Origin of the sequence: Metamycoplasma alkalescens (assembly GCF_900476125.1) — a bacterium.
Classification (GTDB): domain Bacteria; phylum Bacillota_I; class Bacilli_A; order Mycoplasmatales; family Metamycoplasmataceae; genus Metamycoplasma; species Metamycoplasma alkalescens.
In genome coordinates this window covers 571,333-597,699 of record NZ_LS991949.1, presented here as the reverse complement: position 1 = coordinate 597,699, position 26,367 = coordinate 571,333, and the positions used below count along the sequence as shown (strand labels likewise).

The window sequence follows — 26,367 nt, the reverse complement described above, 5'->3', positions numbered from 1 at the left end:
TTAATAAAAAAACTACCTTAATCTTAATTGGGTAGTTTTTTAAATGTCTCCAGAACTAATTAACATTTTTTTAATTTCATTAATCATTTTTTTTGAAAAAATTCCCTTGTTCATTTTTCTTTGATTTTCTAAGGAATCTAGTTCTTTATATATCTTATAAATTAACTTTAATGGATAATTTAGAGTTGTAATTGATTTTTTAAAGTCTTGTCAATCAATAACGTTGAAATCATTTTCATTATAGCATTTAACATCAAGATCAAAATCAATATATTTAATTGCCTCCTTATCAATAAAAAAAGGACTTGCTAAATTAATATAGATATTATTTTTTTCATTCTCATTTAATGTAATTAGTACATTATAAAAATGTTTTTTTGCAAAGAAAAATAAAATTGGCGTTGAAACAACTCAATTAATATCTGCTTCTTGGACTTTAGTTTTCATTAATAACACAACAACAAAATCATCTAAATTAGCAACAATTTTGCAACCTTCATATTGACGATATAAAGTTCCATCATATTTAAAAGCTTGAATTGAAGTTAGTTGGCCAATTTGATAAATTTTTTGATCATTTTTAATTTCAGTTTTTTTTATTTTTATTTGTTGTGATTGGGCATGAAAACTTTTATTTTTTTTTCTAGATTTCATGTTCCACCATATAGTTTTAGATTTTAATTTTTATAAAAAATTAAATTTCAAATTTAATTGATTATTAATTTAAATTATAAATAAAAAAAGCTTAAAAAAGCAATTTTTATTTTATTAAATAATATATTAAAAAAATCAATGAACTATTGCTTATATTTTTTATTTTTAGACTGAATTTTATTGAAAAAAATATTACTAATTAATTGAATTAAGTTTCAATGTGTTCAATAACTTAACCAATATAAAAATGAATCCATTTTCAATAAATTTGTTTGAAAATTCAATTAGCTTTAAGTATAAAATCAACGAATTTTAACTATTTTGTGCAAAAAAAAAAAAAAAACTATAATTGGTTTCGTAGCGTTGGAAAACGTTATATTTTGAACTTAAGTAATAAATTAATAACAATAAGTATTGAATCATAAATTTTGTTTAGGAGATAATTAATGAAAAAAGTAAATAAAATATTATTAGCATTAGGTTCAGTTGCATCATTATCAACTTTACCTTTGGTTGCTGCAAAGTGTGGTGAACCAGTTAAAAAACCTGAAGTTAAGTCAAAATTAAGTGATTTTGTCAAAGAAACTAGTTTAGGTGAAATAAAAACTAAAGAAGACAAACCTTCAGAAAAAGAAATTATTGATGTTATAAAAGCTAAAAATGAAAAAACTAAAGATTTAACTTTGTCTATAAAAGATATTACAGAAAAAAATGCTAAAGTTACTTCAGAAAAGCATGAAGGTGAAGTAGAAGTTACATTTACTACTAAAAAAGATGTAAAAGAAGAACCAAAAGAAGAACCAAAAGAAGAACCAAAAGAAGAACCAAAAGAAGAACCAAAAGAAGAACCAAAAGAAGAACCAAAAGAAGAACCAAAAGAAGAAAGCAAAGAAAAAATTGAAGCTGATTATGAAAAATTTAAAAATTATGTTTCAAGAGTAGAAAAAAATGTTGAACAAATTAAAAAATTAAATCTTAAAGAAAATTTTAAAAATAATAATTCAAATGTTCAAAATGAATTTAACAAATTTATTGATGAAAAAATTCCAGGTTTTATTTTAGGAGCTAAATATAAACTTGAGAATTTAGAAAAATTAAAAAATAATAAAAGTGCTGCATTAGAATTTGAACTTAAAAAAGCATTATTTTGACTTAAAGGGTCAACTCAAAAATTTCCAGGTTATGCAAATTGATTAAATGTAGAATATAATAAAATAAAATCATTTTTTAAAGATGAAACAAAATCAAAAGCTAATGCTATTAGTTTTAAATTTGAATAATTCACATTTATAATAAATGCATTATGAACAAACTACCTTAATCAAATAATAATTAAGGTGGTTTTTTTAATTTATAAAACAAAATAAAAATCACAGTCTTATTGTGATTTTAGTTTCCTTTCTAAAATTTTAAATCTCAGCCAATTTAACTAGTTTTTCAATAATTTCTTTGAAATTAGGGAATTTAATAAAAATTTCTTTTGCAATCGCAAGAAGTTTCTCATTACTAGTAATTTCTTCTAGTGATTTATCTTTGATTTGAAGAATATCTTGAGCAATTTTATTAAAATCATTTTTTTCACCCATTTGCATTATTTCAAGTATATATTGCTTAAATTCGTCATTTTTATTATTCGGATCAGAAAAAGTCTTAAAGATTTTTTCAAGATCACTAATTAACATTTTAAAAAAATCAACTCATAGTTCTTGATTTTTTGAAATTTCTTCCCAATTTGAATATCTTGTTTTTTCTTCATCTTTATTATTTGGAACATTGGGTGTTGGCTGTGAATTATTGTTATTTTGATTTTCTGAATTATCATTTGTGTTTTGTGAAGAATTATCTTTTTTATCTTTACATGAAGCTGAAATTATTGGAATTGTTAACATCGGAATAAACACAAATGATAAAAGTAGTTTGTATTTATTTTTTAACATCTTAATAAGAAATTCTATCATTTTTTAAATTAAAATTAAGATAAAATTATTACTTATGAGACTTAGATACAATAAAAATGCAATAAATTTACTTGAGAATAGTGAATTTTGTATTAAAGAATTCCCTTATAAAATTTCGAATAATACTGTCTTAGAAATAGGGATGGGGAAAGGAAGAATGTTAGCAAATTTAGCTGAAAAAAATCCAAACATTCAATATATTGGACTAGAAAAATATTCAACTCCTGCTTTATCAGCACTAAAAAAGATTGAATCAAAAAAATTAAAAAATATGAAAATTATTGTTAATGATGCAATTCAATTGGATTCATATTTTGATGGAAAAATCAAAACAATTTGATTGACTTTTTCTGATCCATGACCAAAGAAACGTCATTTTAAAAGAAGACTTGTTTATAAAACATTTTTGGAACAATATAAGAAAATTTTGGCTAAAGATGGAGTTGTTTATTTTAAAACTGATAATCAATTATTATATGAATTTGCACTTGAACAATTAAATGAATTTAATGCCAATGTGCTTTATAACACAAATGACCTGCACCATTGTGATTATGAGATTGATAATCAATTAACAGATTATGAAGAAAAATTTAAAAATGAAGGAAAAAATATTTATTTCATTGCTTTTAATTTTTAATTAATTCAAATAAACAAAATTGCATTTTGTGTAATTGACCTTACACATTTTTTAATTTATTGAAGATTTTTTTAAATTTTCAATATAAAGCAATAAATGATTTGTTATTAGATTTTGGTATAATATATTACTAGTAATATATTATCTAAGGAGATTTTATGGTTTTAGAGGATGAAAAAGATTTAGAATTAGATTCTAAAGACGAACAAAGTAAATCGGATGAATATTATTTTGTGGATGATGAAATTAAACGTGTGTTTTCGGATGAAATTGAAGAAGAAAATGACACTGACGAGGAAGAATATATTCCACAAAATAAAGATGACTATGTTGTTCAGAGTCAAATTCTTGAGGGTGAAAAAGACGGATTAAAACCAGCGGATTTAGCTACAGTAATGAAAAGCTCATTCTTAGAATATGCAATGAGTGTTATTGTTGCTAGAGCATTACCTGATGCAAGGGACGGATTAAAACCTGTGCATCGAAGAATTCTTTATGGGATGAATGAACTTGGAATGTTTCATAATGTCCAACATAAAAAATCAGCACGTATTGTTGGGGATGTTTTAGGTAAGTACCACCCACATGGTGATAGCTCTGTTTATGAAGCAATGGTGAGAATGGCACAAGATTTTTCACTTCGTTATCCTTTAATTGATGGCCATGGGAACTTTGGATCAATTGATGGTGATTCAGCGGCCGCAATGCGTTATACTGAGGCAAGAATGTCAAAAATTGCAGGAGCAATGGTTGATGGCCTTAAAAAAAATACTGTTGACTTTATTGATAATTATGATGGAACTGAGAAAGAACCAACTGTTTTACCTGCAAGATTTCCTAATTTATTAGTTTCAGGATCTTATGGAATTGCGGTTGGAATGGCAACAAGTATTCCGCCACATAATCTAGGTGAAGTAATTGATGGGGTTTGTGCTTTGGCAAAAAATCCAGATATTAGTGTTGCGGAGTTAATGGAATATGTTCAAGCACCGGATTTTCCAACTGGTGGAATTATTTTTGATAAAGAAGGTTTAATCAAAGCTTATGAAACTGGTGTTGGGAAAGTAATTATTCGTTCAAAATCTGAAATTCAAGAGTTAAAAAATGGGAAATCTAAAATCATTATCACAGAAATTCCTTATGGAAAAAATAAGTCAGTCTTAATTGAAAGTATTGGACATTTAATTAAGGATAAAAAAATTGAAGGAATTGCTGACTTTAGAGATGAGTCAAACCGGGATGGAATTCGGATTGTTATTGATGTTAAAAAAAGTTTTGTTCCTGAAGTTATTTTGAACAAAATATTTAAATTAACCGAATTCCAAACAAGATTTTCATTCAACATGGTTGCTCTTGTAAATAATGAACCAAAAAAACTAAATTTAAAAACTGCTTTAGAAGTATATTTAAAACATCAAGTTGATGTTGTTACAAGAAGATTACAATTTGATTTAGAAAAAGATATTGCAAGAGCACATATTTTAGAAGGCTTAAAAATTTGTGTTGAAAATATTGATGAAGTTATTGCAATTATTAAGAAATCCAAAAATGATGCTGAGGCACAAGAGACTTTAGGTAAAAGATTTAATTTATCTGAAATTCAAACCAAAGCAATTGTTGATATGCGTCTTGGAAGATTAACTGGATTAGCAATTGAAAAAATGAATGAGGAACTTGATTTAGTACACCAAAGAATTGCTGAATATCAAAGAATATTAGCTGATAAAGATGCTTTGATTGATTTGATTATTAAAGAATTGCAAGAAATAAAAAATATTTATGGTGATAAACGTAAATCGGAAATTAATTGGGAAGAAATGTCTGATATTAACAATGAAGATTTAATTCCTAAAAAAGATGTTGTGATTACAATTACAAGAAATGGCTATTTAAAAAGACTTGATTTAGAAGAATATAAAGAACAAGGTCGTGGAGGAATTGGTGTTTCAACAACAAAAACCTATCAAGATGATGATATTCAAGATATCTTAGTCGCAAACACGCATACTGATTTATTAATTTTCAGTTCAGCAGCGAGAGTTTATCGTTTGAGAGGTTATGAGATTCCAATTGGGACAAAACAATCAAAAGGAATTCCAGCAATTAATATTATTGGCAGTCTTGAAAAAAATGAAAAAATTATTAAGATTTTAAGTATTGATGATCAAGACTATGAAAAAGAAAAATTCTTAATTACAATTACAAAAAATGGAATTGTTAAAAAAACGCATTTATCAAATTATCGTTTGATTAATAAAAATGGTAAATATGCTTTTGGGTTAAAAGAAAATGATGCTTTAGTGGATGCATTGGTAGCAACAAATGATGAAGAGTTATATATTGCTGCAAATAATGCAAAATTATGTCGTTTTGATGTTAAAGATATTAATGCAATGGGAAGAACAGCCGCTGGTGTAATTGGAATTAAGTTATCAGATAATGAAAATGTTGTTTCAATGTCGACATCATCACAAGGTAAATATATTCTTAGTTTAGGAGCTTCAGGGTTTGGAAAATTAACACTTGCAAATAGTTTTCGAAAAACAAAAAGAAATTCACGTGGTGTGATTGCTTTAAATGAAGATAAAGCTGGTGCAATGGCTTATGCTGCAACTGTTGAAGGCAATGAAGACATTATTGTTATTACTGATGATGGAATTAGTATTAGATTCTCATTAAAAGAAGTAAGTGTAACGGGAAGAAATGCTAAAGGTGTTAAACTAGTAAATCTTAAAAAAAGAAATGCATCAATTGTCGGTGTTGCAAAAATTCCAAATCAAACAAAAGAAGACAATCTTGCACGTGAATTGACACAAGATGAACTAAAAGAAATGACTTTTGATCAGCAAACACAAGAAGCAGCGCAATAATTGATTTTTAAAATAAAAAATAAAATAAAACACTGGCATTCAGTGTTTTATATTTTTTTTAATTTTTAGTAAGTACTAATTTTTTTGGTTGAGTAAATGATTTTTTCCCGAATTAATCTTAGAACTGGATAAATATGGAAAATTACTAATGTATAAAAAGGGATTTCAATTAGACCCTTAAAGACAATTGGGATCATAAAGAATGAATACCATTCATTGTAAGCAAAGTTTCCACCTCTAAAGCGATTACGATAAGTAATATATGCAAACGGACCTCATAATCATCTTACTAAAACCAAAATAAAGAAAACAACAATCAGAATGTTAAAGAATAAAAATACTGAATATTTTCTTTTAATGTTTCTTGTTTGGAAATAAATCACCATCAGTGTTAAAGCAATTGCTCAAATGAAGAAAATTCCAAATGCAGAAATGCCAATAACAGTTTGCAGCGGAATTGTTTTTGTTCTTTTTAGTGCCCCTTCACTAATTGGCAAATTATTATAATGTGTAATTAGGACAACAATAAATACTGTCGTAATTAAGAACAAGAAAATAAACCCAATTATTCAAGTTTGCTTTTGATTTTTGTTCATAAGATTCATTAAGAATCCTGTTAATAAAGCAATAATCACAGGGATCATTGCATATTCAAGCATTCACTCACCAATACCATTGATGATTGATTCAATCGTATTGCCTAGTAACCCCATAATTGCACCTTTTCATGGACCAAGTGCTAAACCAAAAATAATCACTACAGCATATGTTAAACTAATTCTAAAAATTCCTCGAAATGCATATTTTTGAATTAAAGCACTAATGATGTATATTGCAAGTAAAAGTCCAAATAGTGCAATTTCAAAAATAGTTAATCGATATGTTTTTGTTTTAATGCTTCTTTTAATATTTTGAAATAATTGTACAAACATATCGTAAACCTCTTATTAACAACAAATAAATCTTATTTTAAAAGTAATTCTGTAATCGTTTTTACCATTGGAAACATTGGTTTTTCATTGATATCACAAGTTCCAGCAATATCAAAATGAATATATTCAATGTCATTTGTAAATTCTTTTAAGAACATTGCTGCTGATGATGAACCAGCATTGCCAGTAAAATCAGTATTTTTTAAATCAGCAACAATTGAACCTTTAATATATTCAGCATAATCTTCATCAAGTGGCATTCTTCACACTAATTCATGTTGAATTTCAGCTGCATTTTTAACATCTTCTCAACCTTTATCAGTTGTCGATCAAACACCAGTATAAGTTTCACCTAAGGCCATGATCATTGCTCCAGTTAAGGTTGCAACATCAATTAATCTTGTTGCTTTTAGTTTTGATACCGCGTATCATAAACCATCAGCCATTACTAAACGCCCTTCGGCATCAGTGTTATTAACTTCAACAGTTTTTCCGCTCATTGATGTTCAAACTGAGTCAGGAATTGAAGCATCACCATTAACTCTGTTATCTGTGATACACATAATTGCAGCAATATTTTTTTTAGGTTTGAATTCTGCAACACATTTCATAATTGCAGCAACAATTGCTGCTCCACTCATGTCATATTTCATTCCATTCATATGACGACCAGTTTTAATGTTGTATCCTCCTGAATCAAAAGTGATACCTTTTCCAACTAAAACAGTTTTTTCATTTGAAGATTTATCTCCATTGTATTCAATAACAACAACTCTTGGTTCATAAACAGAGCCACGGTTAACTGATAGCAACAACCCCATTCCTAATTTTTCAATTTCTTTTTTATTAAGAATTGTGGTGTATAAATTTCGATATTGCGCTAATTCCTCTTTGGTTGCTTCAGCTAGTTGTTCTGAATTAAGTTCATTTGGAGCAGTAAGTCCTAAATTTCTTGCTCAATTTTGTGCTTTTGATAAAATGATTGCTTTGTTGAAAACTTCTAATAATTTTTCTGAAGGATTTTCAAAGAATAATGAAAGTGAATTTTTATTTTCTTTTTTGTAAACAGTTTTTTTATTATAAAGTTGTGCCGCTGAAAAATTAATTCCTTTAACAAATGCATCAGTTGTATCAAAAATACAAATTCTTTTGTCAACTGGGAATGTTTTTAAATCAATTTGATAATTTCTTGCAGCATTTTGTGCTAGTGATGTTGCAAATTCATAAACTTTATCAAAATTAACTTTATCTCTTTCGCCCATGTAAACATAAGCAATTTTTTGGTCAGGAAATTCAGTGATAGCAAATTCATTTTTAACAACATTCGCTAACATTTCATCATCTTCATAAACAGCTTTTAATAATAAAAAGTCATTTTGTTTTGTTTCTAGTGTTTTAATTAATTCCATAAATTTCCCCTTTTATTTTATGATTGTTTTTCAGCTAATTCAACAAGTGTTGATACCAAAATTCCTAATCCCATATTTTTTGCATCAGCTGTTCCTGCAATGTCGCAATGAATAAAGTCAACACCATTTGCGAATTCATTTAGAAACATTGCTGCAGCATTTGAATCTGATTTTGCATTTGAATTATAGTTACATAAATCAGCTACAAGTGAAGCCTTATTGGTTTTATCAAAATCTTTATGCATAGGAAGTCTTCAAACTTTTTCATGAGCAATTTTTGCAGCATCTTCAAAATCATTTCATCTTTGGTCATTTGTGGCATAAATTCCTGAGTAGGTTTTTCCAAGTGCCCGAACCATTGCACCAGTTAATGTTGCAACATCAACAATTAAAGAAGCTTTTAAATTTTTAGCAGCATAATAAATTCCGTCACCTAATACTAAACGACCTTCGGCATCAGTATCTGTAATTTCAACACTTTTTCCACTCATTGAAGTAACAACAGATTCAGGAACAGTTGCATGTGTATCAATTGTATTGTCAGTTAACATCATAACTGCAGCAACATTGGCTTTAATTTTTAATTGTGCAATAGTTTTTAGTGCATAGGCAACAATTGCTGATCCTGACATATCAAATTTCATGCCTTCCATATGGTAACCTTTTGTGTTGTATCCACCTGAATCAAAAGTAATACCTTTTCCAACATAAACAAATTTTTCTTTACTTTTTTTGTTTCCTGAATATTCAAGAACTACAACTCTTGGATCATAAGATGATCCTGAGTTAACTGCTAATAGCAATCCCATTCCTAGTTTCTTAATTTCATCTTTTTTTAGAATTTTTACACTAATGCTTTTTGTATCTGCAAAATCTTTTTCAATTTCTTTTGCTATTCATTCACTTGTTGCAATGTTTGGTGGAGTGATTTGCAGATTACGAGTCTTTGTTACATTTTCTGAAATTGTAATTAATTTTTTTGCAAATTTTGAATAACTTTCATCTTCTAAATAAAGTGATAAATTAACTTTGTTTTGTTTTTTAGTTTCTTTCTTTGCTGAATAAAGTTTTGCATCAAAAAAAGCGATTCTTGTAATAAAAGCTCTCAAAACTTCTTCGATGCTTAAAAATGGTAAACTCGCAAATGATTCAACATCAATTTGGTAATTTCTTCTTTTTAAATTAATAATGTGATCAACGATTTTTAAAAATCCATAGTAATCTTTAACTTCTTTTGAAACATAAATATGAGCAATGTTTTTCTCAAAATCTTCTGTAATGTATTTATGTGTTGTTGCAACGCATGAACAAAATTCTTGTCCTTCATAAGCAACTTTTAATAACATATCATCATTACGTAGTGTTTTATAATTTGAAATCATTAAGTCCCTTTCTTAAATCTTAAAATTTAGATTAAAAATAACATTATTTTTTTGAATAAATAATATTCTTAAATTATAAACTTTAAATTATAAACATTGAAATTTTGTAGTAATTTTTGAAATATAACTATTTTGTATCTCAGATTATTGGTTTTTTATTGAGTTTGAGCAATTTTTCATTGATTTTTTTAAAAACTTGTGAATGAAAAAATCCTTTATGACATGAAAGTGGAGAAGGATGTGCTGTAAAGAAAAAATTTTCTTTTTTAGTTTTTAATTGTTGAACAAAATCCTGAGCGTTTTTACCCATTGCAAGAAATAAAATTTCTTTGTTTATTGAAAGCAATTCATTTAATAAATTGATGTTAAAAATTTCTCAACCAATATTTTTATGTGCTAAAGGTTTATATGCTTCGGTTGTTAAAATGGAATTTAGTAATAATATTCCTTGGTTTTTTCAACTAAGAAGACTATTTGATAAAAAAGTTGCATTTGGATAAGAATTTTTTATTTCAATAAAAATATTTTGAAGTGATTTTGGTGTTTGTTTATTTTTGGAAGAAAAACAAAGTCCATCAGCATTGTTATTTGTTGGATAAGGATCTTGTCCGACAATCACTAGTTTGAGATTATCAAAATCAAAATTATTAAAAGCTTCAAAAATTAAATTTCTATTTGGAATTAAATTTTTTGATTGCAGAATTTCTTCAATCTTTTTTCAATATGGTAAGAGTTTTTGTCTTGCTAAAAATTTTTCAAAATTAAATTTCATGGATAACTTTTTTCTTTCCTTCAAACTGATACTCAATTAAATATAGAAATCCATCTTGGAATTTGATTTTAAGTGGTGATTTGATTTTTTTATCTGTTGCTCTAAAAATTTTTAATCTTTTTTGATTGTATAGAATAAAAGCACCAGGTTGATCATTAAATGCCCTAATTTTGTTTAAAGCTTCTTTTTTTGTTAGTGTTTCAAATAGTTCTGCATCTTCGTTTTTAATTTTTTTAGCAAAAGTAACTAATTCTTCTTTCTGAACTCTTCTTTGGTAATTTCCATTAAAAATATCAACTAATCAATTGCCAATTACTTTTGCTGTTTGCTTTCCAAGTTTTTCAAATAATTCAAGTGCCGTATCCGCTTCATCAATTTCAATCGAAAACTCTTTTAAAATATCTCCTGCGTCCATCTTATCAACCATTTCAATTAAAGTGATTCCAGTTTTTTTATCACCATTTAACAAGGCATGTTGAATTGGGGCTGCACCACGATATTTTTCAAGAATGCTTCCATGAACATTTAAAGGTAGTTTTTTTGGTAATTCTAAAATGTTTGATGGAATTAATTGCCCAAATGCAGCAGTCATAAAGAAATCAAAATCACTGGCAGCTAATTCATCATATATTTCTTTTATTTTATTTGGTTGATATAGTTTAAGACTATATTGATTCGCAAGTTTTGCAACAGGAGTTAAAATAAGATTTTTTTTCCTGTCATATTCTTTATTTGGTTGACTAATTAATGCAATTATTTCAAACCTTTCATCCAAAATAAGACTTTCAAAAATTGTTTTTGAAAATTCTCCTGTTCCGGCTAATACTAGTTTAATTTTTTTCATAAAAAAAATTATATATTGATTCAAATAAAACAAAATAAAAAGCCAGCTTTCAACACTAGCTTTTTAATATTCTTCAATACTGTAATAGTATTTTTTTGAATCCTGATCATGATTTAATTTAAATCATTCATATTTAGAAGAGGTATTTAAAAATGAATTCCTAAATGTTGTTGTTTTTCTTTGATTTTGAATATTTTTTTTAAAAAAATCAAACCCATTATTATTTCAAAAATTATCATTCATTAAAGAAAAGGTTTCATTATTTTTTTGATTTGTTTCACCTAAATTTGGTTTACCATCTTGATTTAGATCAATTCAAAGTTTTAAATCAAATTGCTTGTTTTTAAATTTTTTTATTAAGTCGCCTTTGTTGGAATTATTGGCAAAATAAGAAACATATGTGTAATTATTGTTTTTTAATGGATAAATTCATTTTTCATTATAATAGTTTTCATTTAATTTATTGCCTTTGTTATGAAAGTAATAAATTGAATTTCATTGTTTTTTTGTAATAAAGTTATATTTTTGAAATTTAAGATCTAATTCAATGTAGTTTTTATCATTTTCTTTTTCAACAAGCAATAATTTTGGTTTTAAACTATTAAGATTTTTTATTAATTGCTTTTTATTATTTGCTTGTGAATTTAGTTTTTTAAATTTAAAAAGTTCTTTCGGAATTTGAAAATAACCACCAAAGTTTATATTTTTTTTATTTTCTTCATTAAAGTTTGCAAAACTAATTAATTCACCAAAACCCATTAAATCAATATAAGCTTTGAATAAACCTTTATGAAATTGATCTTTAATATCTTTAAAAGGTTTAATAAATTCTTGATTACTACCCAATCTTACATTCGAAATAAAATTTTCAATTTGTTCTTGAAAAACTCAATTTGGAGCAAATGTTAATAAACCATTTTGAATTCTTTTCCCAAGACCCAAATTCTTTAAAATATCAACCCCAGCAGCATTGAAAACTAATTCGCCATTTGGTTTTTGGAAATAAAAGAAATCATCAAACAAATCACTTCCTTCTTTTAAACGATTAATTAAATTTGTTTCTTCCCCATAAAACCATCAATTTGGTCCAAGAGATAATTTAATTAATTCTCTTGGAATTAGTTCAGTTAAAGAAAATAAATATCTTATTTGGTTTAAATCTGTTGGAAGAGCAAATTGAATTTTGACAAATTTGTTATTGTTATTAAAAAAGAATTTTTTATTATTAAGTTCTAAGTATCTATTTTTTTCTTCTTGACTTAAATTACTAATGTTAGCAGCACGAAAGAGTTCATTTGAACTAAATTCCTTGTATACTGGAATTGTATCAATTTGATGTTGAAAATCATTTTTTCTTCTTAGGTATTTATTTCTATCTTCGCCTTCTTTGAGATCTTGATAATTTAAATTTTTTCGAAATTCAGTTAAAAATTTTTTGTTGTTAGTTGTTGCAACATAATCTCTATTAAAAAAATGATTATGTCTATCATCATATTCAACTAAGTCATTGTTTGCCAATTCATCATTTGATCGAAGAGTTTTATTATAGGTATTATCAATATGATGGGTATATTCATGCATAACTGTTCCAAAAATAGTTTCAACTCTTTTGGCAATAATACTCTTTTTCTCAATTTCATTTTTTTGTGCAATTGGATTATTATCATTGCTAATAATATTTTTTATTGATATATAGATTTCTCTTTCTTTAGGAAAATATAAACCATTTGCTAAATTGTCAAGTTTTGGACTAATGCTATCATTAATCCGAATACTTTTTAAATCATTTATTTCTGGGCCAAATACTGCTCTTTCTTTGAACATTTCATTTAACAATGAAATTCCCCAAGGACCAAGAAAATATTCATCATTACCATCTGTGGTTTTGAAAGGTTTTTCAATGATTGTTAAATTTCCAAATTTAAAATCATTTTCATTGCCCTTACGGTTAAAAATAATTGATTGATCTGAACTATTTTCGATTTTAATATCTTCATCTTGATTCAAAAAATTATCATCATCAACGTTTTGAATTTCAACATATTTTATTTTCTTTTGCGATATTACATGATATGTGAAATAACCAATCGTTGCTAAAAAACCAAGCGAAAATAAAGAAAGAAAAAATGCAATTAAAAAAACAAATTCTTTTGATTTTTTATTTTTTTTCATAATCTCAATTCCTTTCTTATTTATTTAAATAAATTATATTCTTCATGAATTTAAAATTATTTATTTTTATTAAATTTAGTAGTCTTAAAATTAAGTCATTAATCTTGAAATTTAATTACATAAGTACAACATAGATATAATATTTAAATATGTTAAGAATTATAGCTGGAAAATATCGTTCAAGATTATTAAAACAACCTTCAAAAACAACAACAAGACCAACGATTGATCGGGCAAGAGAAGGAATTTTTTCTTCAATTCATTTTGAGATTGAAAATAAAGAATTTCTTGATTTATTTTCAGGTTCAGGATCGTTTTGTTTTGAAGCATTATCTCGAGGTGCAAAAAAGGCAACTTGTGTTGAAAAAGATATTGATGCTTACAAGATTATTTTAGAAAATAAAAATAATTTAAAAGAAGAAAACTTGCTTGCATTTAATACAAATGCGATATCTTTTTTGAATAAAAATTTAGAAAAAAAATATGATTTTGTTTATTTAGATCCGCCTTTTTTGGAAAAAGAGTTATTGGTTAAATGTCTTGATTTATTGACAAATAATGCAATGCTTAATCAAGGAGGGAAAATTATTATCGAAACAGATTGAGCAAATTTTAATTATGAAAACAACAATTTTATTATTTCAAAAGTTAAAAAATATGGGAAAATTTTTATATATTTTATTCAAAACAGGACTTAAATCCAATTTTTTTGATAATTTAATTTGATTTAGTTGTTTAATTTTATAACAAAAAAATAAGGAGGAATTATTAATGAGCAAAAAAATAATTATATTTTCAGGTCCTAGTGCAGTTGGTAAAGGAACAATTGAAAAAAAATTATTTGAAAAAACAGATTTGAAACTAAAACTATCAGTTTCAGCAACAACAAGAGAAAAAAGGCAAAGTGAAATTGATGGTGTGCATTACTATTTTGTACCATTTGACACTTTTGAAACATTCATCAAAGAGGATAAATTTTTAGAGTATTCAAAACATTTTGATAATTACTATGGGACATTAAATTCTGAAATTTCAAATATTTGTGCATTTAAGAAAATTCCTTTTATTGAAATTGAAACAAATGGTGCAATGCAAATCATTGAAAAATATAAAAAAGAAGGCAGAGAAGATGAAATTTGTTCAATCTTTTTAATGCCACCTTCAATGGCTGAACTTGAAAGAAGAATGATTGAAAGAAATACTGAAACGGGCAATGAATTCACAAAAAGATTAGATAAAGCAAAATATGAAATTGATTTGTCACATATGTTTGAACATGTAATCATTAATCATTCAATTGATGAAACAACAGCACAAATTGAAGAAATTATTCGAAATAATTTTGATCATGTAATTAATAGTAAAGAAGAAATTAAAGCAGAAAGAAAAGCTTAAATTTTAATTAATAATAACAACTACTAAAGGTAGGATTATCTTTTTGATAGTTGTTATTTTTTATTTAATATAATTAAAGAAAAAAGTGTTTAAAATCAATAATTAATTTAATTGAATATTTTGATCAATATGGAGTTTTGAAAGTATGCAAAAAACATTAGATCAATATAAAAATGTGAATAAGCATTTTGAAAATTTTATTTTAATTGGTAAAGGTGGATATAGTCAAATATATGCAGCTTATTTTAAAAATAAAAAAAGAAGTGTTGCAATTAAAATGTTGAATTCATTTGCAAATAATCATTCATATCAACAAGATCTTTTTAAAAAAGAATGTGAATTTTTGCAAAAAATAAATTCCGATTATGTAATCAAAATTATTGGTTATTATTTAAGTAAAGATGAATCATATTATGCAATGGAATTAATCAATGGCATTAGTTTGAAAAATTTAATTGCAAAAAAAGAAAAAATGACATTAAAGGAAATTATTTTTTTAGCAAAACAAATATGCTATGGTTTAAATGATATTCATAATTTAGGAATCATTCATCGGGATTTAAAACCAAGCAATATTTTGATTGAAAATGATACAAAAAAAATTAAACTAATTGATTTTGGAACTTCATTGTATCAAAATCAAAAAGAATTGATTAATAACAATAAAATTATTGGATCAATTCATTATTTAGCGCCTGAAATAATTTTAAGATCACACAATCCATCAATTGAGAGTGATATTTATTCTTTTGGCATTATTTTGTATGAAATGCTTACAAAGAAAAAAATGTATGTTAATAAAAATTATCAAGCAATCATGTTATCTAAGATTCAAAAAGAAATTTCGATCGCAGATTTAGAAAACGAAAATATTCCTCAAGAATTTAAAGAAATTATTGTTCATTGTTGCAAAAAAAATCCAAATGAAAGATATAAAAATTGTTTAGAAATAATCAATGATTTGAATCACCTAGAAGCTAGTTTGAACTAATAAATTAAAAATTAAAATACAACACTTATTTTTCTTATAACCAAAAATAATATCTTTTATCATTTATAATAAAAATAAGGTAAAAATATTATGAAGAGTGGAAAAATTATAAAATCTGTTGCCGGTTTTTTTGACATCAAATCATTTGATGATCAAAAAATTTATCGTGTTCGTGGAAGCGGGAAATTAAGATTACTGGATATTAAACCAATCGTTGGTGATCATGTAGAATTTGAAGAAAACGGATTAATTCATCATATTTTTGGAAGAAAAAATTTTTTTATTAGACCAAAAATTGCCAATGTTGATCAGGCAATCATTGTTATGTCATTAGTTGAGCCAGAGTTTAGTTCCCAATTAGTCGATAAATTTCTTATCATTATTGAAAATAAAAATGTTGAACCAATTATTGTATTGACAAAAAAAGATTTAACTTCAACCTCAAAAATTAATTTTTATAAAGATCAAGGCTATAAAGTTTTTGAAATTAATTATGAGAATAATACCGGGTTTGAAGGATTAAAAGAAATCTTTAAAAATAAAACAAGTTTTTTTGTTGGTCAAACAGGTGTTGGGAAAACAACTTTAATTAATCATTTAGCAAATACAAATTTTGAAACACAAGCAATCTCAAAAGCGCTTAATCGCGGAAAACACACGACAAGAGAAGTTAGTTTAATTGAATTCAATGGTGGTGAAATTATTGATACCCCAGGTTTTTCATCAATTGAGTTTGATTTAACAATTGATGAAATCCCTAAAGCATTCAATGCTTTTAGAGAAGCTTCAATTTCATGTAAATTTCGAAGTTGTAAACATTATCATGAAAAATTAGAGGATTGCGAAGTTAAAAAAAGGGTTGAACAAGGAATCATTAAAAAAGAAAGATATGATAACTATATTAGTTTTCTAAAGCGAATGCTAGAACCATTTTATTAGGAATGATTATCATAAAATTAGCAAAATAATTAACAGTATAAATAAGGAGTTTAAAGTTATGAAACTTAGAAAAATTAGTCCTTCAATTTTGGATGTAAAAAAAGAGGATATGGTTAATTATGTCAATACATTAATTGATTGAGGTGTAACAAATGTTCATTATGATGTTATGGATGGTGAATTTGTTCCTAACACTGCATTGGAATTCAATAAAATTAAAGAAATTGCTCAAAATTGTAAAACGCACCAAATGGATATTCATTTAATGGTTTCAGATGTTTTTAAATATTATCAAATGTATAAAGAATTAAACGCAATTTTGACTTTTCATTATGAAGCATTTAAAGATAAAGAAACTGAAATTAAAAAATTAATTGAGTTAGCTAAAAAAGACCATGTTAAATTAGGACTAGCAATTAATCCAGATACTGAGATTAAAGTTTTATATCCATATCTTAAAAACTTAGATTTAGTTTTAATTATGAGTGTTTTCCCAGGTAAAGGTGGTCAAGTTTTTATTGAAACAAGCTATGAAAAAGTAAGAAAGATTAAACAATATATTACTAATCATAATTTAAAAACAATTATTCAAATTGATGGCGGAGTTAAAAAGCATAATATTAAATCCTGCTTTGATGCAGGTATTAATTTAGCTGTTGTTGGTTCGTATTTGGTTAAGAATTTTTCAAAAGAAACAGTTGATGATTTATTGTCATAATTTTCATTCATTAATTAATAATGTAATTTTATTTTTTTAGTTTAAAAAGTATTTATACCAAGAAATTTTTGATTGATTTTTTGGTATTTTTTTGTAGCTAAAATTCTTATTTAAATATGTTAAAATTTACATGAAGTATAAAAATTGAATTTATATCAATTTTGAGTCTTAATTTTAATTTAATAATTTTATTTAATAGCAACTTAGCATTTAAATTAATCAAAAAAATATAAAAAAAGAGGAAATAATGCATAAAAATAAGCAAAAAGCAAATAAGTTTAAAAAACTTATTAGTTTTATAGTTTCATTACCTTTAATAGCAACACCACTTGCTGCAATTTCATGTGGTGATCCAAATCCTAAACCAAACAATTCTAATAATTCAAATTCGTAAAACAAACCAAACTCAAATTCAAATCATTGATCGCAAAGTAATTCACATGTGTTTCCAGTTCATAAACCAAATGAAGAAAAAAATGTCAATCCAGAAATAAAACCTGGTATTGTTCCAAATAAAAATGAAAACAAACCAAACTCAAATCAAAATCAAAATGAAAATAACCTAAATCCAATTGCAAATAAAGATAATAATGAAATACCTTCTAATTCTTCGCCAAATGAAGATTTGGTTCATCAAATTCAATTGTTAAATTTAGTTCAAGGAATTTGGTTGGACAAGTTTTTTAACAAAATAAATGAAGGAAAGAAATATCAAGATATTTTGAATGATTTTCAAAAAGAAATTGGCAAAGAATTACAAAAATTTGAAATTAATGTTGAAATAAAATTAATTGAAAATTCTGAACAATTTAAAAAAGCAGAAGATGATTTTGAAACAATTGGAATAAGTATTTTGGAACAAAAATTTGATTTTAATTTAGGTAAATTAATAAAAAATTTTAAACCATTAAATTCAGATGATATGATCAAAAAAATTACAGAAATTTGAAAGAAAAAATTTCAAAATAAAATCTATGAATCATGACCAAAAAATCTTGTTGAATCAAAATTAAAAAAAGAACTAAAGCAATATAATTTTGATTTAAAAACATTAAGTTTTAACAAAACATCTAGCAACAATATTATTCATATAACAATTAAAAATATTAATAAAGATATTTCATTACATTTTCGGAATTTAATTGAGGTTAAAAATAAACCAACAAGATATGTTGTTGGATATAACAAAATCAAACCAGAAGAAAATTCAAAGAATGATATTCAATTTGAAATTTGAAATCCAATCTGAAAAGAAACATATGCCACAGATTTAAGTGATTTAAAAGCAACTGAAATTTTAGAAATTGGATATTATAAAGATAAAGATGGAGTATTTAGAGTACCTCGTATGCCAAAAAATATTGAGTGAATTACTGATGTATTACCACCGCAAATTACAAGTTTAGAAAATATGTTTTATGGAGTTAGATCAAAACAAATTCGAGGTCTTCAAAAATGGGATACTTCAAATATTCAAAATATGAGCGGTTTATTTAGAACAACAAATTATTTTAATGAAGATATTTCAAGATGAGATACCTCAAATGTTTTAACAATGCAAAGTATTTTTGAAAATGCATTTTTATTTAATCAGGATCTAAAAAATTGAGATACTTCAAATTTGATTAATATGAATAAAATGTTTTTTAATGCTTTTGCATTTAATCAAGATCTTTCAAATTGAAATGTTGCTTCTGTGCTACAAAAAGATGATTTTGATACACATGCAAACCCAAATTGAAATCAAGATAAAAAACCGCAATTTAAAATAAAATAGATTTATGAATATTAAAAAAAGTTCAACTAAGTTTTGGTTGAATTTTTTTAAATTATTTGTTTCAAATAAGTTTAAATTGTTTTGATTTTATAGTATAATGATAAAGCTTTAATAGCAATAAGTAGATTCATTTCTCACCTAAGTGATTTTTTGCTGGGTATAGCTACACATAAAGAGTAATTTATCTTGTAGTTTTTGGGGAGTGGTCTAGATCCACTTTTTATTTATTTTTAAGGAGGAAGTTATACAAAAAGATAACGCAAACTTTGCAGGTAGTCAAAGTAAAAAACCAAAATCAGAACACGTTGTAAATAACGAAATACCATATAAAAAAGTTTTTGTTTTAGGTCCAGATAATGAAAAAATTGGTGTCTTAACCAAAGAAGAAGCACTTGAACAAGCAAAAGAAAATAAAATGGATTTAGTGCTTATTTCAATTGAAAATAACAAACCAATTGTGCGAATTATGGATTATGGAAAATTCAAATACGACAAGAAGAAAAAACAAAAAATTATCAAAGAAAAACAAGCTGTAACAATTAATCGGGAAATTAGATTAACACCTTTAATTGGGCAACATGATCTTGAAACAAAAGCAAAAAAGGCACGTGAGTTTATTTTAGATGGTAATCGTGTTAAAGTCTCTGTTAAATTCAGAGGAAGAGAACGTAGTAGAACTGAATTGGGAGAAGAAATTTTAAACAAATTTTATGCTTTAGTTGAAGATATTGCAAAGATTACAAAAGAAGCCACTTTAGTAAATGAACGTTTTTTAGATATGTATCTAGAAAAAGATAAGAAAAAAGTTGGCACTTCAAATATTAAAGATAACTAAACTTCCAAAAAATTGCCAAGGAGAAAATAATATGCCAAAAATGAAAACCAAAAGCGGTTTGAAAAAAAGACTGAAAATAACTGCAACTGGTAAGGTTAAAAGAGGAAATGCATACCGTTCACATTTAGCACAAAACAAAACAACAAAACAAAAACGTCAATCTCGTAAATCATCAATGTTATCAGCATCAGATTTCAAAAGATATAAAGAATTAATTTAATTAAAATTAAATTTAGAAAGGAAATAAAATGCGTACAAGAGGCGGAATCGTTACAAGAAGAAGACGTGCAAAATGAATAAAATTAGCTAAAGGATATTGAGGACATAAATCAATTGGCTATAAAGTTGCCAAACAAGCTGTTGTGAAATCATGAACATATGCATTTAGAGACCGTAAACAAGTAAAACGTGAATTTAGAAAATTATGAATCGCACGGATCAATGCGGCTTCAAGAGCAAATGGTGTTACATATTCAAGATTAATTGAAGGTCTAAAAAAAGCAAATATTAATATTAATCGGAAAATGCTTTCAGAATTAGCAATCAATTATCCTGAATCATTTGCAAAAATAGTTGAACTAGCTAAACAACAATAATGTTATGAAATAATAAATTTCACAATGATAAACATTGTGATTTTTTTTATATTTTTAATGCAAAAACAACATTAAATATTTTTTAATTTTTAATTTTAATTATAAAATAAGAAAAAAGTCACCTTTTATAAATTTGTGTAGTTCAAGAGTTTTTAAAAATAATATATTAAAATTAAAAATAGGAGGGAATATGATTAATGAAAAATACAAAAAAGTAGTTAAAATTTTCACAATCATTGGCATGGTCACACGTTTTTGATTAATTGTCCCAATTATTGTTGGAATCATAGTTCTTAAAGAAATCAATAAACAATACATGACAAGAGATAATAAGGTTGTATCCGGGATTTTAAGTTTATTTTTATGCAGTTCAATTGCAGGAATATTTTTATTAATTGATGTTGATGCAAAACCTGCTGAAAAAGAATATCAACCACAAAAACAGCAAATTCAAGAATAATGCCATATTTCAACTAAATAATTGCAATTAATAATATTTTTTTCAAAGTTACTAAGTAAATTTTAGTAACTTTTTTACTTAATTAAAAAAACTCACAATAAAAAGGTGGATTTCCACCTAAATATTGTAAGTTTTGGAATTATTTCTAATTTGGTAGTATGTTTTTTCTATTTTGAATTAAATTAATAATTTATTTCTAAATTTAAATTATTTTCATCAAAATAGAAATTAATATATTTTTTCATTTAACATACTCTTTTCATGAAAAAAGAGAGATTAAATCTCTCCCAGCACAGGGCCGAACGTACTCCATACCAATCAAAGGGTATATACGCTTAAGCTTGCTGCGGTTCCCCTGCGTCTTACATAATCATTGTACCATATAGATTTAAAATACACACAAATTTATTTTTTTTATTTATTTTTTTATTTATTAAAAATATATTTTAATTTTATTTTATTTAGTCCTTAGTAAAAATTAAGATTTATTTTGAAATAAATTCTTTAATTGTATTGTCTAAAAGTTTTTCATATTCTCTTAATGTATCAATAATTTTTTTAAAAGTAACTACTGGTTGCTCAAAAATCATAAATTTCATTTGTTCATAATCTTTTGAAAAATATTCAATCGATTCTTTGTTTGGAACAATTGTAATATTGCCCTTTAATATGTCATCATAATTTGCAAAATTAGACGGATAAAAATTTTTTTTGAAATCAATAATCTTTTTTAATAAATCAAAATTTGTTAGACTTTCATTTTTTATTTCTGTTTGCAACATTTGATATACATCATAAAAATGTCTTGAATACCTTTTAGGATGCTTGTTTTTTTCTGGACGGTTACATTCTCTATTTAAGATTAATAATTTTTCAAAAAATGTTCTTATTGGAGCAACCATTTTCACTTCTATTTTATCAATTGGAAGAAATTGATTATTTTCATTTACATATGTTTGAATTTGTTTAGATACTTCAGGATTAGTTTCTGATATGTATCCTAATTCAATTTTAATTTTTTGCATAACATATTTGCTATCATTAGCATAATTATGGGGATATTCAAATCAAATAATAAAACCATCAACATTATCAATATATATTTTGAATTTTTTATTTTTAAGTATAAAAATTAGATTTTTATACGTTTAGATTTTTAGATAAATTTTGGTGCTTTAAAAACTAATTTTGAGTTTGCTAAAAATTTATAATTTCAATTTAAATTTAAAAGTAATATATCGATAATAAAAACTATCTTAATTTAAATTGAAATTAAACAATTTTAATTTATAGAATAAGATAATTTGAGTTATTAGTAGCTTAAAAAGCTTAGAGAATTCAAAATTATTTCATTCGAATTTTTTATATAAGCTGCCTTAGTAGTAATGATTATGTTTTCAAATTTATAAAGGTTAAATAACCTAATCTTCATTATATTATTCTTAAACTTAACCTTTATATAGATGAGAAAAAACTAAGAAAACAAAATAATAAGTTAAGATTTTTTTCTGACTAATAAATTATTTTTTTAGTTTAGGATTTTTATTATTGTTCAAACTTGTGTTAAGTTTAAATTTATTTAATTAATTTAAAATAATTATTTTTTATAAATTTAAAATATTAGATAATATAAAACTATAAAAATTTAAGGAAAAAAATCATGAAAAAGATAAATAAAATAATTATTTCTTTATCTTCAATAATTTCAATTTCTTCAATGCCATTAATAGCTGCATCATGTTCAAACAAGAATCCAACAGATGAAAGCATAATTAATAATATTACCCCCCAAACTATAGATAATCAAAAGCAAGAAGATAAGAGTAAAGAAAAAGAACAAGAAGAAAACCCTAGTGGTTCTGGTAGTTCTTCTTCAAATACTGCCCCACAAACTCAAGGTAACCAAAATCATAAAAACCCTAGTGGTTCAGATAGTTCTTCTCCAGATACCACTACAAACCAAGATAAACAAAAGCAAGAATATAAGAATAAAAAAGAAGAAAAAGATGACCCTGAAAAATTATTAAAAAAACTTGAAGAAGTTAAAAAAGATTATGAAAAAGCAAAAGAAGGAAAAGAAGGTTTAATAAAAAAATCAAGATACTATGATGATTTAAATAGTTGATTTGGAGATATTCATCATAGTCGCTTTGGTAGCAGGGGAAGCTGGAACTATTACTTAGATTTTGAGACCAAAGTAAGAAAAAAACAAAATCCTGAAAGTTATTTCAAAATCGTTAAGGAATTTATAAAAAAATACGAAACAGAAATAAAGAAGTATTTGGAAGAAAATCTCTTAATAGAAAAATAAGTTTTGTTGCTTAAATTCATTAAATATCTAATTAAAATTATCAATTTTAGTCCTAATTTATTATCATAGTTTAAATTATCATAGTTTAAAACTTCAAGATATAAAATAAGAAGAAAAGGAAATTATTTCTAAAATCGTATTAAAAAAACTCAAAAAAATTTAAGTTCAATATAATGGAATCAAAGATAAATTAGGCATGTATTAAACGATACTATATAAGAAGTTGATATTTTTTGCTAAAACATTGTTTTAAACAACTTCATATGCTATATGTAAAAACTATAGATGATCTAACTGAAAACAAAGCCAAAGTTAAATGGTTTATCAGCACTTATTCCTAAAGCCTCAATGATTGTTATTAAAACTAGTGCAAAAGTCCCAAAGATGATTGCAAAAATTAATGAAATATGATAAATTCTTTTTTGATTAACTCTTGATAAATAGTAAACAATAAAATCCCCACTAGAAGTTGATGTTGAATTTTTTCAAGCCATTCCACCAGCTAAACTACTTTTTAACTCACACTACTTCTTAAATAGTTTTTCTTATAATAATCAGCATTTTTCTTTGCTTACTTTTATTTATGAATTAGGGATCTTTAGTATAACTTTTTTAGTAGATATTTAAAAAACAAGTATTGTTTATAATTTTAAAACTCTGCAATAAGTAGCAGAGTTTTAAGAGCTTTTTTGCTTTTATTAGATTTCATTCTTAAGATTAAGCTTACGTTTTTGTTTTCTAATAACAAAATAAACTGATATTGCGATAGCTATAATTGCAATAACTACTGTTGATAAAATAATTGCTATTTTGACATTATTAGACATATTTACAGGCTTAGCTGATAATTTCGAAATATTACCTGATTTATTTTCTATGGTTGAGGAGTTAGAATTTGAAGAAAAATGCTCCTTAGAATTATCTCTAGGTATTAAATTAGAATTCATATGCGGATTATTTTTAGAAGTTTTATGTTCTGGCTTAGTCTCAGGTTCACTTTCTTTAACTTCTATGACATCATCAAAGTTGCCCTGTGATAGATTATTGACTATATTTTGAATGTTAGTTAAATCATATAATTTTTCTGGATTCTTACTTAAATCATACTTAAATTTGAAGTTTGGTTCAATACCGAATTCAGTTGTTCTGAAGTGTTTATCTGTAAAAACAGTGTTGCTGCTTAATTGAATAATGTCACCTGTTGGCAATATTGCATAGGATATTGCCGATGCACCACCAAAAGTTTTATATCCAATAACTTTTCCGACATTATTATCTTTTACCATTTGTGGAAATATATTTCCTGCACTAAAAGCATAAGGCGAAGTAAGAACGTAGTAATTAAAATCATATTTAGGATATTTTGATTGAATTAATTCTATTTTTTTCTCGCCTGATAAAGGGTTATAAGTGTATGACTTAAATGGCTTATCAGTCATGAAACCCATTATTTCAAAAGCTGCACCAATGAATCCACCACCATTTAAAGTTAAATTAAACACAATGTTTTTAACACCTTTTTCTTTTGCTTCTTTCAATGATTTTTCGATATGCGAAGCACTGTCTTCTTCAAATGCTTTAAATGAAATAACTGATGTTTTATTATCAGAAGTATAAACATTTTGATATTCAGTGTTGTTTTTGAAGTAGTATTTTTGCAAATAGTTACCTAATTCTATTTGGTCATTAGTTCTTTTTTTATTAGCAATTTGTTGACTATATAAACCTCTACTCTTATCATAGTAACCATCTAACTTATAAGCAGTATGTGGATCATCTAAATCACTAATAATTTTTTTAGTTGATAAATAGTGAATGTCAGAATCATTTGACAAAATATCTGTTTTATAATTGTTAAAAAACTCTTTGTATGATTTATTTTTATCTAACTTAATCCCGTAATAGTAATCAAATAAAAATGGATAGTATTTTAATTGGAATTTTCTAAGTCCATCAGGAATGTTTTTAACATTATTTTTTGGTGACATTTTTAAAGTTATTGAACCAAATCCAGTCAGAGATTCAGCAAATCTAAATATATTAAAAACATCTTCATTAAAATAGGTTTGAATATTAGACTCATTTAATATAACTTGATTTAAAAGAATTTGTGGTAAATATAAATCATCTTTACCTTTTAAAATATCAATATTATATTTTTTTAAATCAAATTCAAATTCTTGATTTAGGTTTTGGTTTTCTCTTTTTAAGAAGGAAATTTTAAGTTTTTCCTCGCCTCTTTCATATTTTTTTAGTATTTCTCTAAAAAACTTATAATTCGAGACGATTATTTTTTTTGATTTATAATCAACTGTTAACGAAGGGTTATTTTTTTCGTCTTGGTCAGTTTTTAGAACTAACTTGACTTTGTCATTATTAAATGAAAAAGTCAATTTATCATGCTTAATAATAGTTGAAATGCTTCTTAAAAATTCTTTTATGCCTACATAAGCAACATCATTATGCATATACATTTTTATTTTGTTGTTTCTATTATTCTGACTATTTAATTCCTTGGCCAAAGGAATAATTAAAAACTCTTTTAATGCAGATTCATCAAAATCAGCTTTAGTTGCACATGCTGCAGCTTTTAATGCAGATTCATCAAAATCAGCTTTAGTTGCACATGCTGCAGAAATAACAGTAAAAGGCAAGATAAATGTTGAAGAAATGACTAAATTTCTTAGTTTTGAAATTTTCATAATGCCCCCT

The 26,367-nt window shown here is 25.2% G+C and carries 26 protein-coding genes; 15 read left to right on the top strand and 11 right to left on the bottom strand.

Annotation, left to right across the window (positions count from 1 at the left end; all coding sequences use genetic code 4):
• Window positions 1–39 precede the first annotated feature (39 nt).
• The gene (locus D2845_RS06665; RefSeq protein WP_110858502.1) at window positions 40–654 is read right to left on the bottom strand and encodes a DUF402 domain-containing protein; all 615 of its coding nucleotides are present in this window, start codon (window positions 652–654) and stop codon (window positions 40–42) included.
• A gap of 446 nt (window positions 655–1,100) precedes the next feature.
• On the opposite strand from D2845_RS06665, the gene D2845_RS03470 reads away from it, so the two are divergent.
• Entirely contained in the window at window positions 1,101–1,934 is an 834-nt protein-coding gene (locus tag D2845_RS03470; RefSeq protein WP_145960851.1) for a variable surface lipoprotein, read from the top strand.
• A gap of 129 nt (window positions 1,935–2,063) precedes the next feature.
• Here the strand turns inward: D2845_RS03470 and D2845_RS06660 are convergent, their stop codons facing one another.
• Window positions 2,064–2,591: a hypothetical protein gene (locus D2845_RS06660; RefSeq protein WP_110858416.1), complete on the bottom strand. Its 528-nt coding sequence runs from the start codon at window positions 2,589–2,591 to the stop codon at window positions 2,064–2,066.
• 55 nt (window positions 2,592–2,646) lie between these two features.
• Between D2845_RS06660 and trmB the strand changes: the two genes are divergently transcribed.
• A complete protein-coding gene (trmB, locus tag D2845_RS02575) occupies window positions 2,647–3,252 on the top strand; it encodes a tRNA (guanosine(46)-N7)-methyltransferase TrmB (protein ID WP_110858415.1) in 606 nt (201 codons plus the stop codon).
• A 158-nt stretch (window positions 3,253–3,410) separates the two neighbouring features.
• Window positions 3,411–6,122 (top strand): DNA gyrase subunit A, encoded by a 2,712-nt coding sequence (gyrA, locus tag D2845_RS02570; RefSeq protein WP_110858414.1) that lies wholly within the window; start codon window positions 3,411–3,413, stop codon window positions 6,120–6,122.
• Window positions 6,123–6,187: 65 nt separating this feature from the next.
• On the opposite strand, the gene D2845_RS06655 is transcribed toward gyrA, so the two are convergent.
• From D2845_RS06655 to D2845_RS06650, 6 genes are all read right to left on the bottom strand, one after another.
• Window positions 6,188–7,054, bottom strand: coding sequence for an ECF transporter S component (locus D2845_RS06655; RefSeq protein ID WP_110858413.1), 867 nt, complete (start codon window positions 7,052–7,054; stop codon window positions 6,188–6,190).
• Between the two features lie 32 nt (window positions 7,055–7,086).
• A complete protein-coding gene (locus tag D2845_RS02560; protein ID WP_002881459.1) occupies window positions 7,087–8,463 on the bottom strand; it encodes a M17 family metallopeptidase in 1,377 nt (458 codons plus the stop codon).
• A 17-nt stretch (window positions 8,464–8,480) separates the two neighbouring features.
• A complete protein-coding gene (locus D2845_RS02555; protein ID WP_110858412.1) occupies window positions 8,481–9,845 on the bottom strand; it encodes a M17 family metallopeptidase in 1,365 nt (454 codons plus the stop codon).
• A gap of 127 nt (window positions 9,846–9,972) precedes the next feature.
• Window positions 9,973–10,617 (bottom strand): uracil-DNA glycosylase, encoded by a 645-nt coding sequence (locus D2845_RS02550; RefSeq protein ID WP_110858411.1) that lies wholly within the window; start codon window positions 10,615–10,617, stop codon window positions 9,973–9,975.
• The gene (fmt, locus tag D2845_RS02545; RefSeq protein WP_110858410.1) at window positions 10,607–11,461 is read right to left on the bottom strand and encodes a methionyl-tRNA formyltransferase; all 855 of its coding nucleotides are present in this window, start codon (window positions 11,459–11,461) and stop codon (window positions 10,607–10,609) included. Before fmt ends, D2845_RS02550 begins: the two co-directional genes overlap by 11 nt.
• 63 nt (window positions 11,462–11,524) lie before the next feature.
• The gene (locus D2845_RS06650; protein ID WP_110858409.1) at window positions 11,525–13,633 is read right to left on the bottom strand and encodes an MYPU_1760 family metalloprotease; all 2,109 of its coding nucleotides are present in this window, start codon (window positions 13,631–13,633) and stop codon (window positions 11,525–11,527) included.
• 149 nt (window positions 13,634–13,782) lie between these two features.
• Between D2845_RS06650 and rsmD the strand changes: the two genes are divergently transcribed.
• From rsmD to D2845_RS06645, 11 genes are all read left to right on the top strand, one after another.
• Window positions 13,783–14,331: a 16S rRNA (guanine(966)-N(2))-methyltransferase RsmD gene (gene rsmD / locus D2845_RS02535; protein WP_002881449.1), complete on the top strand. Its 549-nt coding sequence runs from the start codon at window positions 13,783–13,785 to the stop codon at window positions 14,329–14,331.
• A gap of 73 nt (window positions 14,332–14,404) precedes the next feature.
• Window positions 14,405–15,028 (top strand): guanylate kinase, encoded by a 624-nt coding sequence (gmk, locus tag D2845_RS02530; protein WP_110858408.1) that lies wholly within the window; start codon window positions 14,405–14,407, stop codon window positions 15,026–15,028.
• A gap of 145 nt (window positions 15,029–15,173) precedes the next feature.
• Window positions 15,174–16,019 carry a serine/threonine-protein kinase gene (locus D2845_RS02525; RefSeq protein ID WP_002881447.1) on the top strand — a complete coding sequence of 282 codons (846 nt, stop codon included), beginning with the start codon at window positions 15,174–15,176 and terminating at the stop codon, window positions 16,017–16,019.
• 90 nt (window positions 16,020–16,109) lie between these two features.
• Window positions 16,110–16,958 (top strand): ribosome small subunit-dependent GTPase A, encoded by an 849-nt coding sequence (gene rsgA, locus D2845_RS02520; RefSeq protein ID WP_002881446.1) that lies wholly within the window; start codon window positions 16,110–16,112, stop codon window positions 16,956–16,958.
• A 58-nt stretch (window positions 16,959–17,016) separates the two neighbouring features.
• Complete coding sequence (locus D2845_RS02515; RefSeq protein ID WP_110858407.1) at window positions 17,017–17,676, top strand: ribulose-phosphate 3-epimerase; 660 nt, start codon at window positions 17,017–17,019, stop codon at window positions 17,674–17,676.
• A 247-nt stretch (window positions 17,677–17,923) separates the two neighbouring features.
• Window positions 17,924–18,070 (top strand): hypothetical protein, encoded by a 147-nt coding sequence (locus D2845_RS03515; RefSeq protein ID WP_170107394.1) that lies wholly within the window; start codon window positions 17,924–17,926, stop codon window positions 18,068–18,070.
• Between the two features lie 48 nt (window positions 18,071–18,118).
• Entirely contained in the window at window positions 18,119–19,453 is a 1,335-nt protein-coding gene (locus D2845_RS02510; RefSeq protein ID WP_110858406.1) for a BspA family leucine-rich repeat surface protein, read from the top strand.
• 244 nt (window positions 19,454–19,697) lie between these two features.
• Window positions 19,698–20,288: a translation initiation factor IF-3 gene (gene infC, locus D2845_RS02505; protein ID WP_110858405.1), complete on the top strand. Its 591-nt coding sequence runs from the start codon at window positions 19,698–19,700 to the stop codon at window positions 20,286–20,288.
• A gap of 31 nt (window positions 20,289–20,319) precedes the next feature.
• Window positions 20,320–20,508 carry a 50S ribosomal protein L35 gene (rpmI, locus tag D2845_RS02500; protein ID WP_002881436.1) on the top strand — a complete coding sequence of 63 codons (189 nt, stop codon included), beginning with the start codon at window positions 20,320–20,322 and terminating at the stop codon, window positions 20,506–20,508.
• 28 nt (window positions 20,509–20,536) lie between these two features.
• Window positions 20,537–20,884, top strand: a complete 348-nt coding sequence (gene rplT, locus D2845_RS02495; RefSeq protein ID WP_110858404.1) for a 50S ribosomal protein L20 — start codon at window positions 20,537–20,539, stop codon at window positions 20,882–20,884.
• Between the two features lie 190 nt (window positions 20,885–21,074).
• The gene (locus D2845_RS06645) at window positions 21,075–21,344 is read left to right on the top strand and encodes a hypothetical protein (protein ID WP_110858403.1); all 270 of its coding nucleotides are present in this window, start codon (window positions 21,075–21,077) and stop codon (window positions 21,342–21,344) included.
• 485 nt (window positions 21,345–21,829) lie between these two features.
• On the opposite strand, the gene D2845_RS02485 is transcribed toward D2845_RS06645, so the two are convergent.
• On the bottom strand, window positions 21,830–22,417 hold the full coding sequence (locus tag D2845_RS02485) for a nucleotidyl transferase AbiEii/AbiGii toxin family protein (protein ID WP_276329741.1): 588 nt from the start codon (window positions 22,415–22,417) through the stop codon (window positions 21,830–21,832).
• 587 nt (window positions 22,418–23,004) lie between these two features.
• Here D2845_RS02485 and D2845_RS02480 point away from each other — a divergent pair.
• Complete coding sequence (locus D2845_RS02480; protein WP_110858401.1) at window positions 23,005–23,655, top strand: variable surface lipoprotein; 651 nt, start codon at window positions 23,005–23,007, stop codon at window positions 23,653–23,655.
• Between the two features lie 290 nt (window positions 23,656–23,945).
• Here the strand turns inward: D2845_RS02480 and D2845_RS06640 are convergent, their stop codons facing one another.
• Window positions 23,946–24,149: a hypothetical protein gene (locus D2845_RS06640; RefSeq protein ID WP_110858400.1), complete on the bottom strand. Its 204-nt coding sequence runs from the start codon at window positions 24,147–24,149 to the stop codon at window positions 23,946–23,948.
• Window positions 24,150–24,353: 204 nt separating this feature from the next.
• On the bottom strand, window positions 24,354–26,357 hold the full coding sequence (locus D2845_RS02470) for a S41 family peptidase (RefSeq protein WP_110858399.1): 2,004 nt from the start codon (window positions 26,355–26,357) through the stop codon (window positions 24,354–24,356).
• Between the last annotated feature and the right edge of the window lie 10 nt (window positions 26,358–26,367).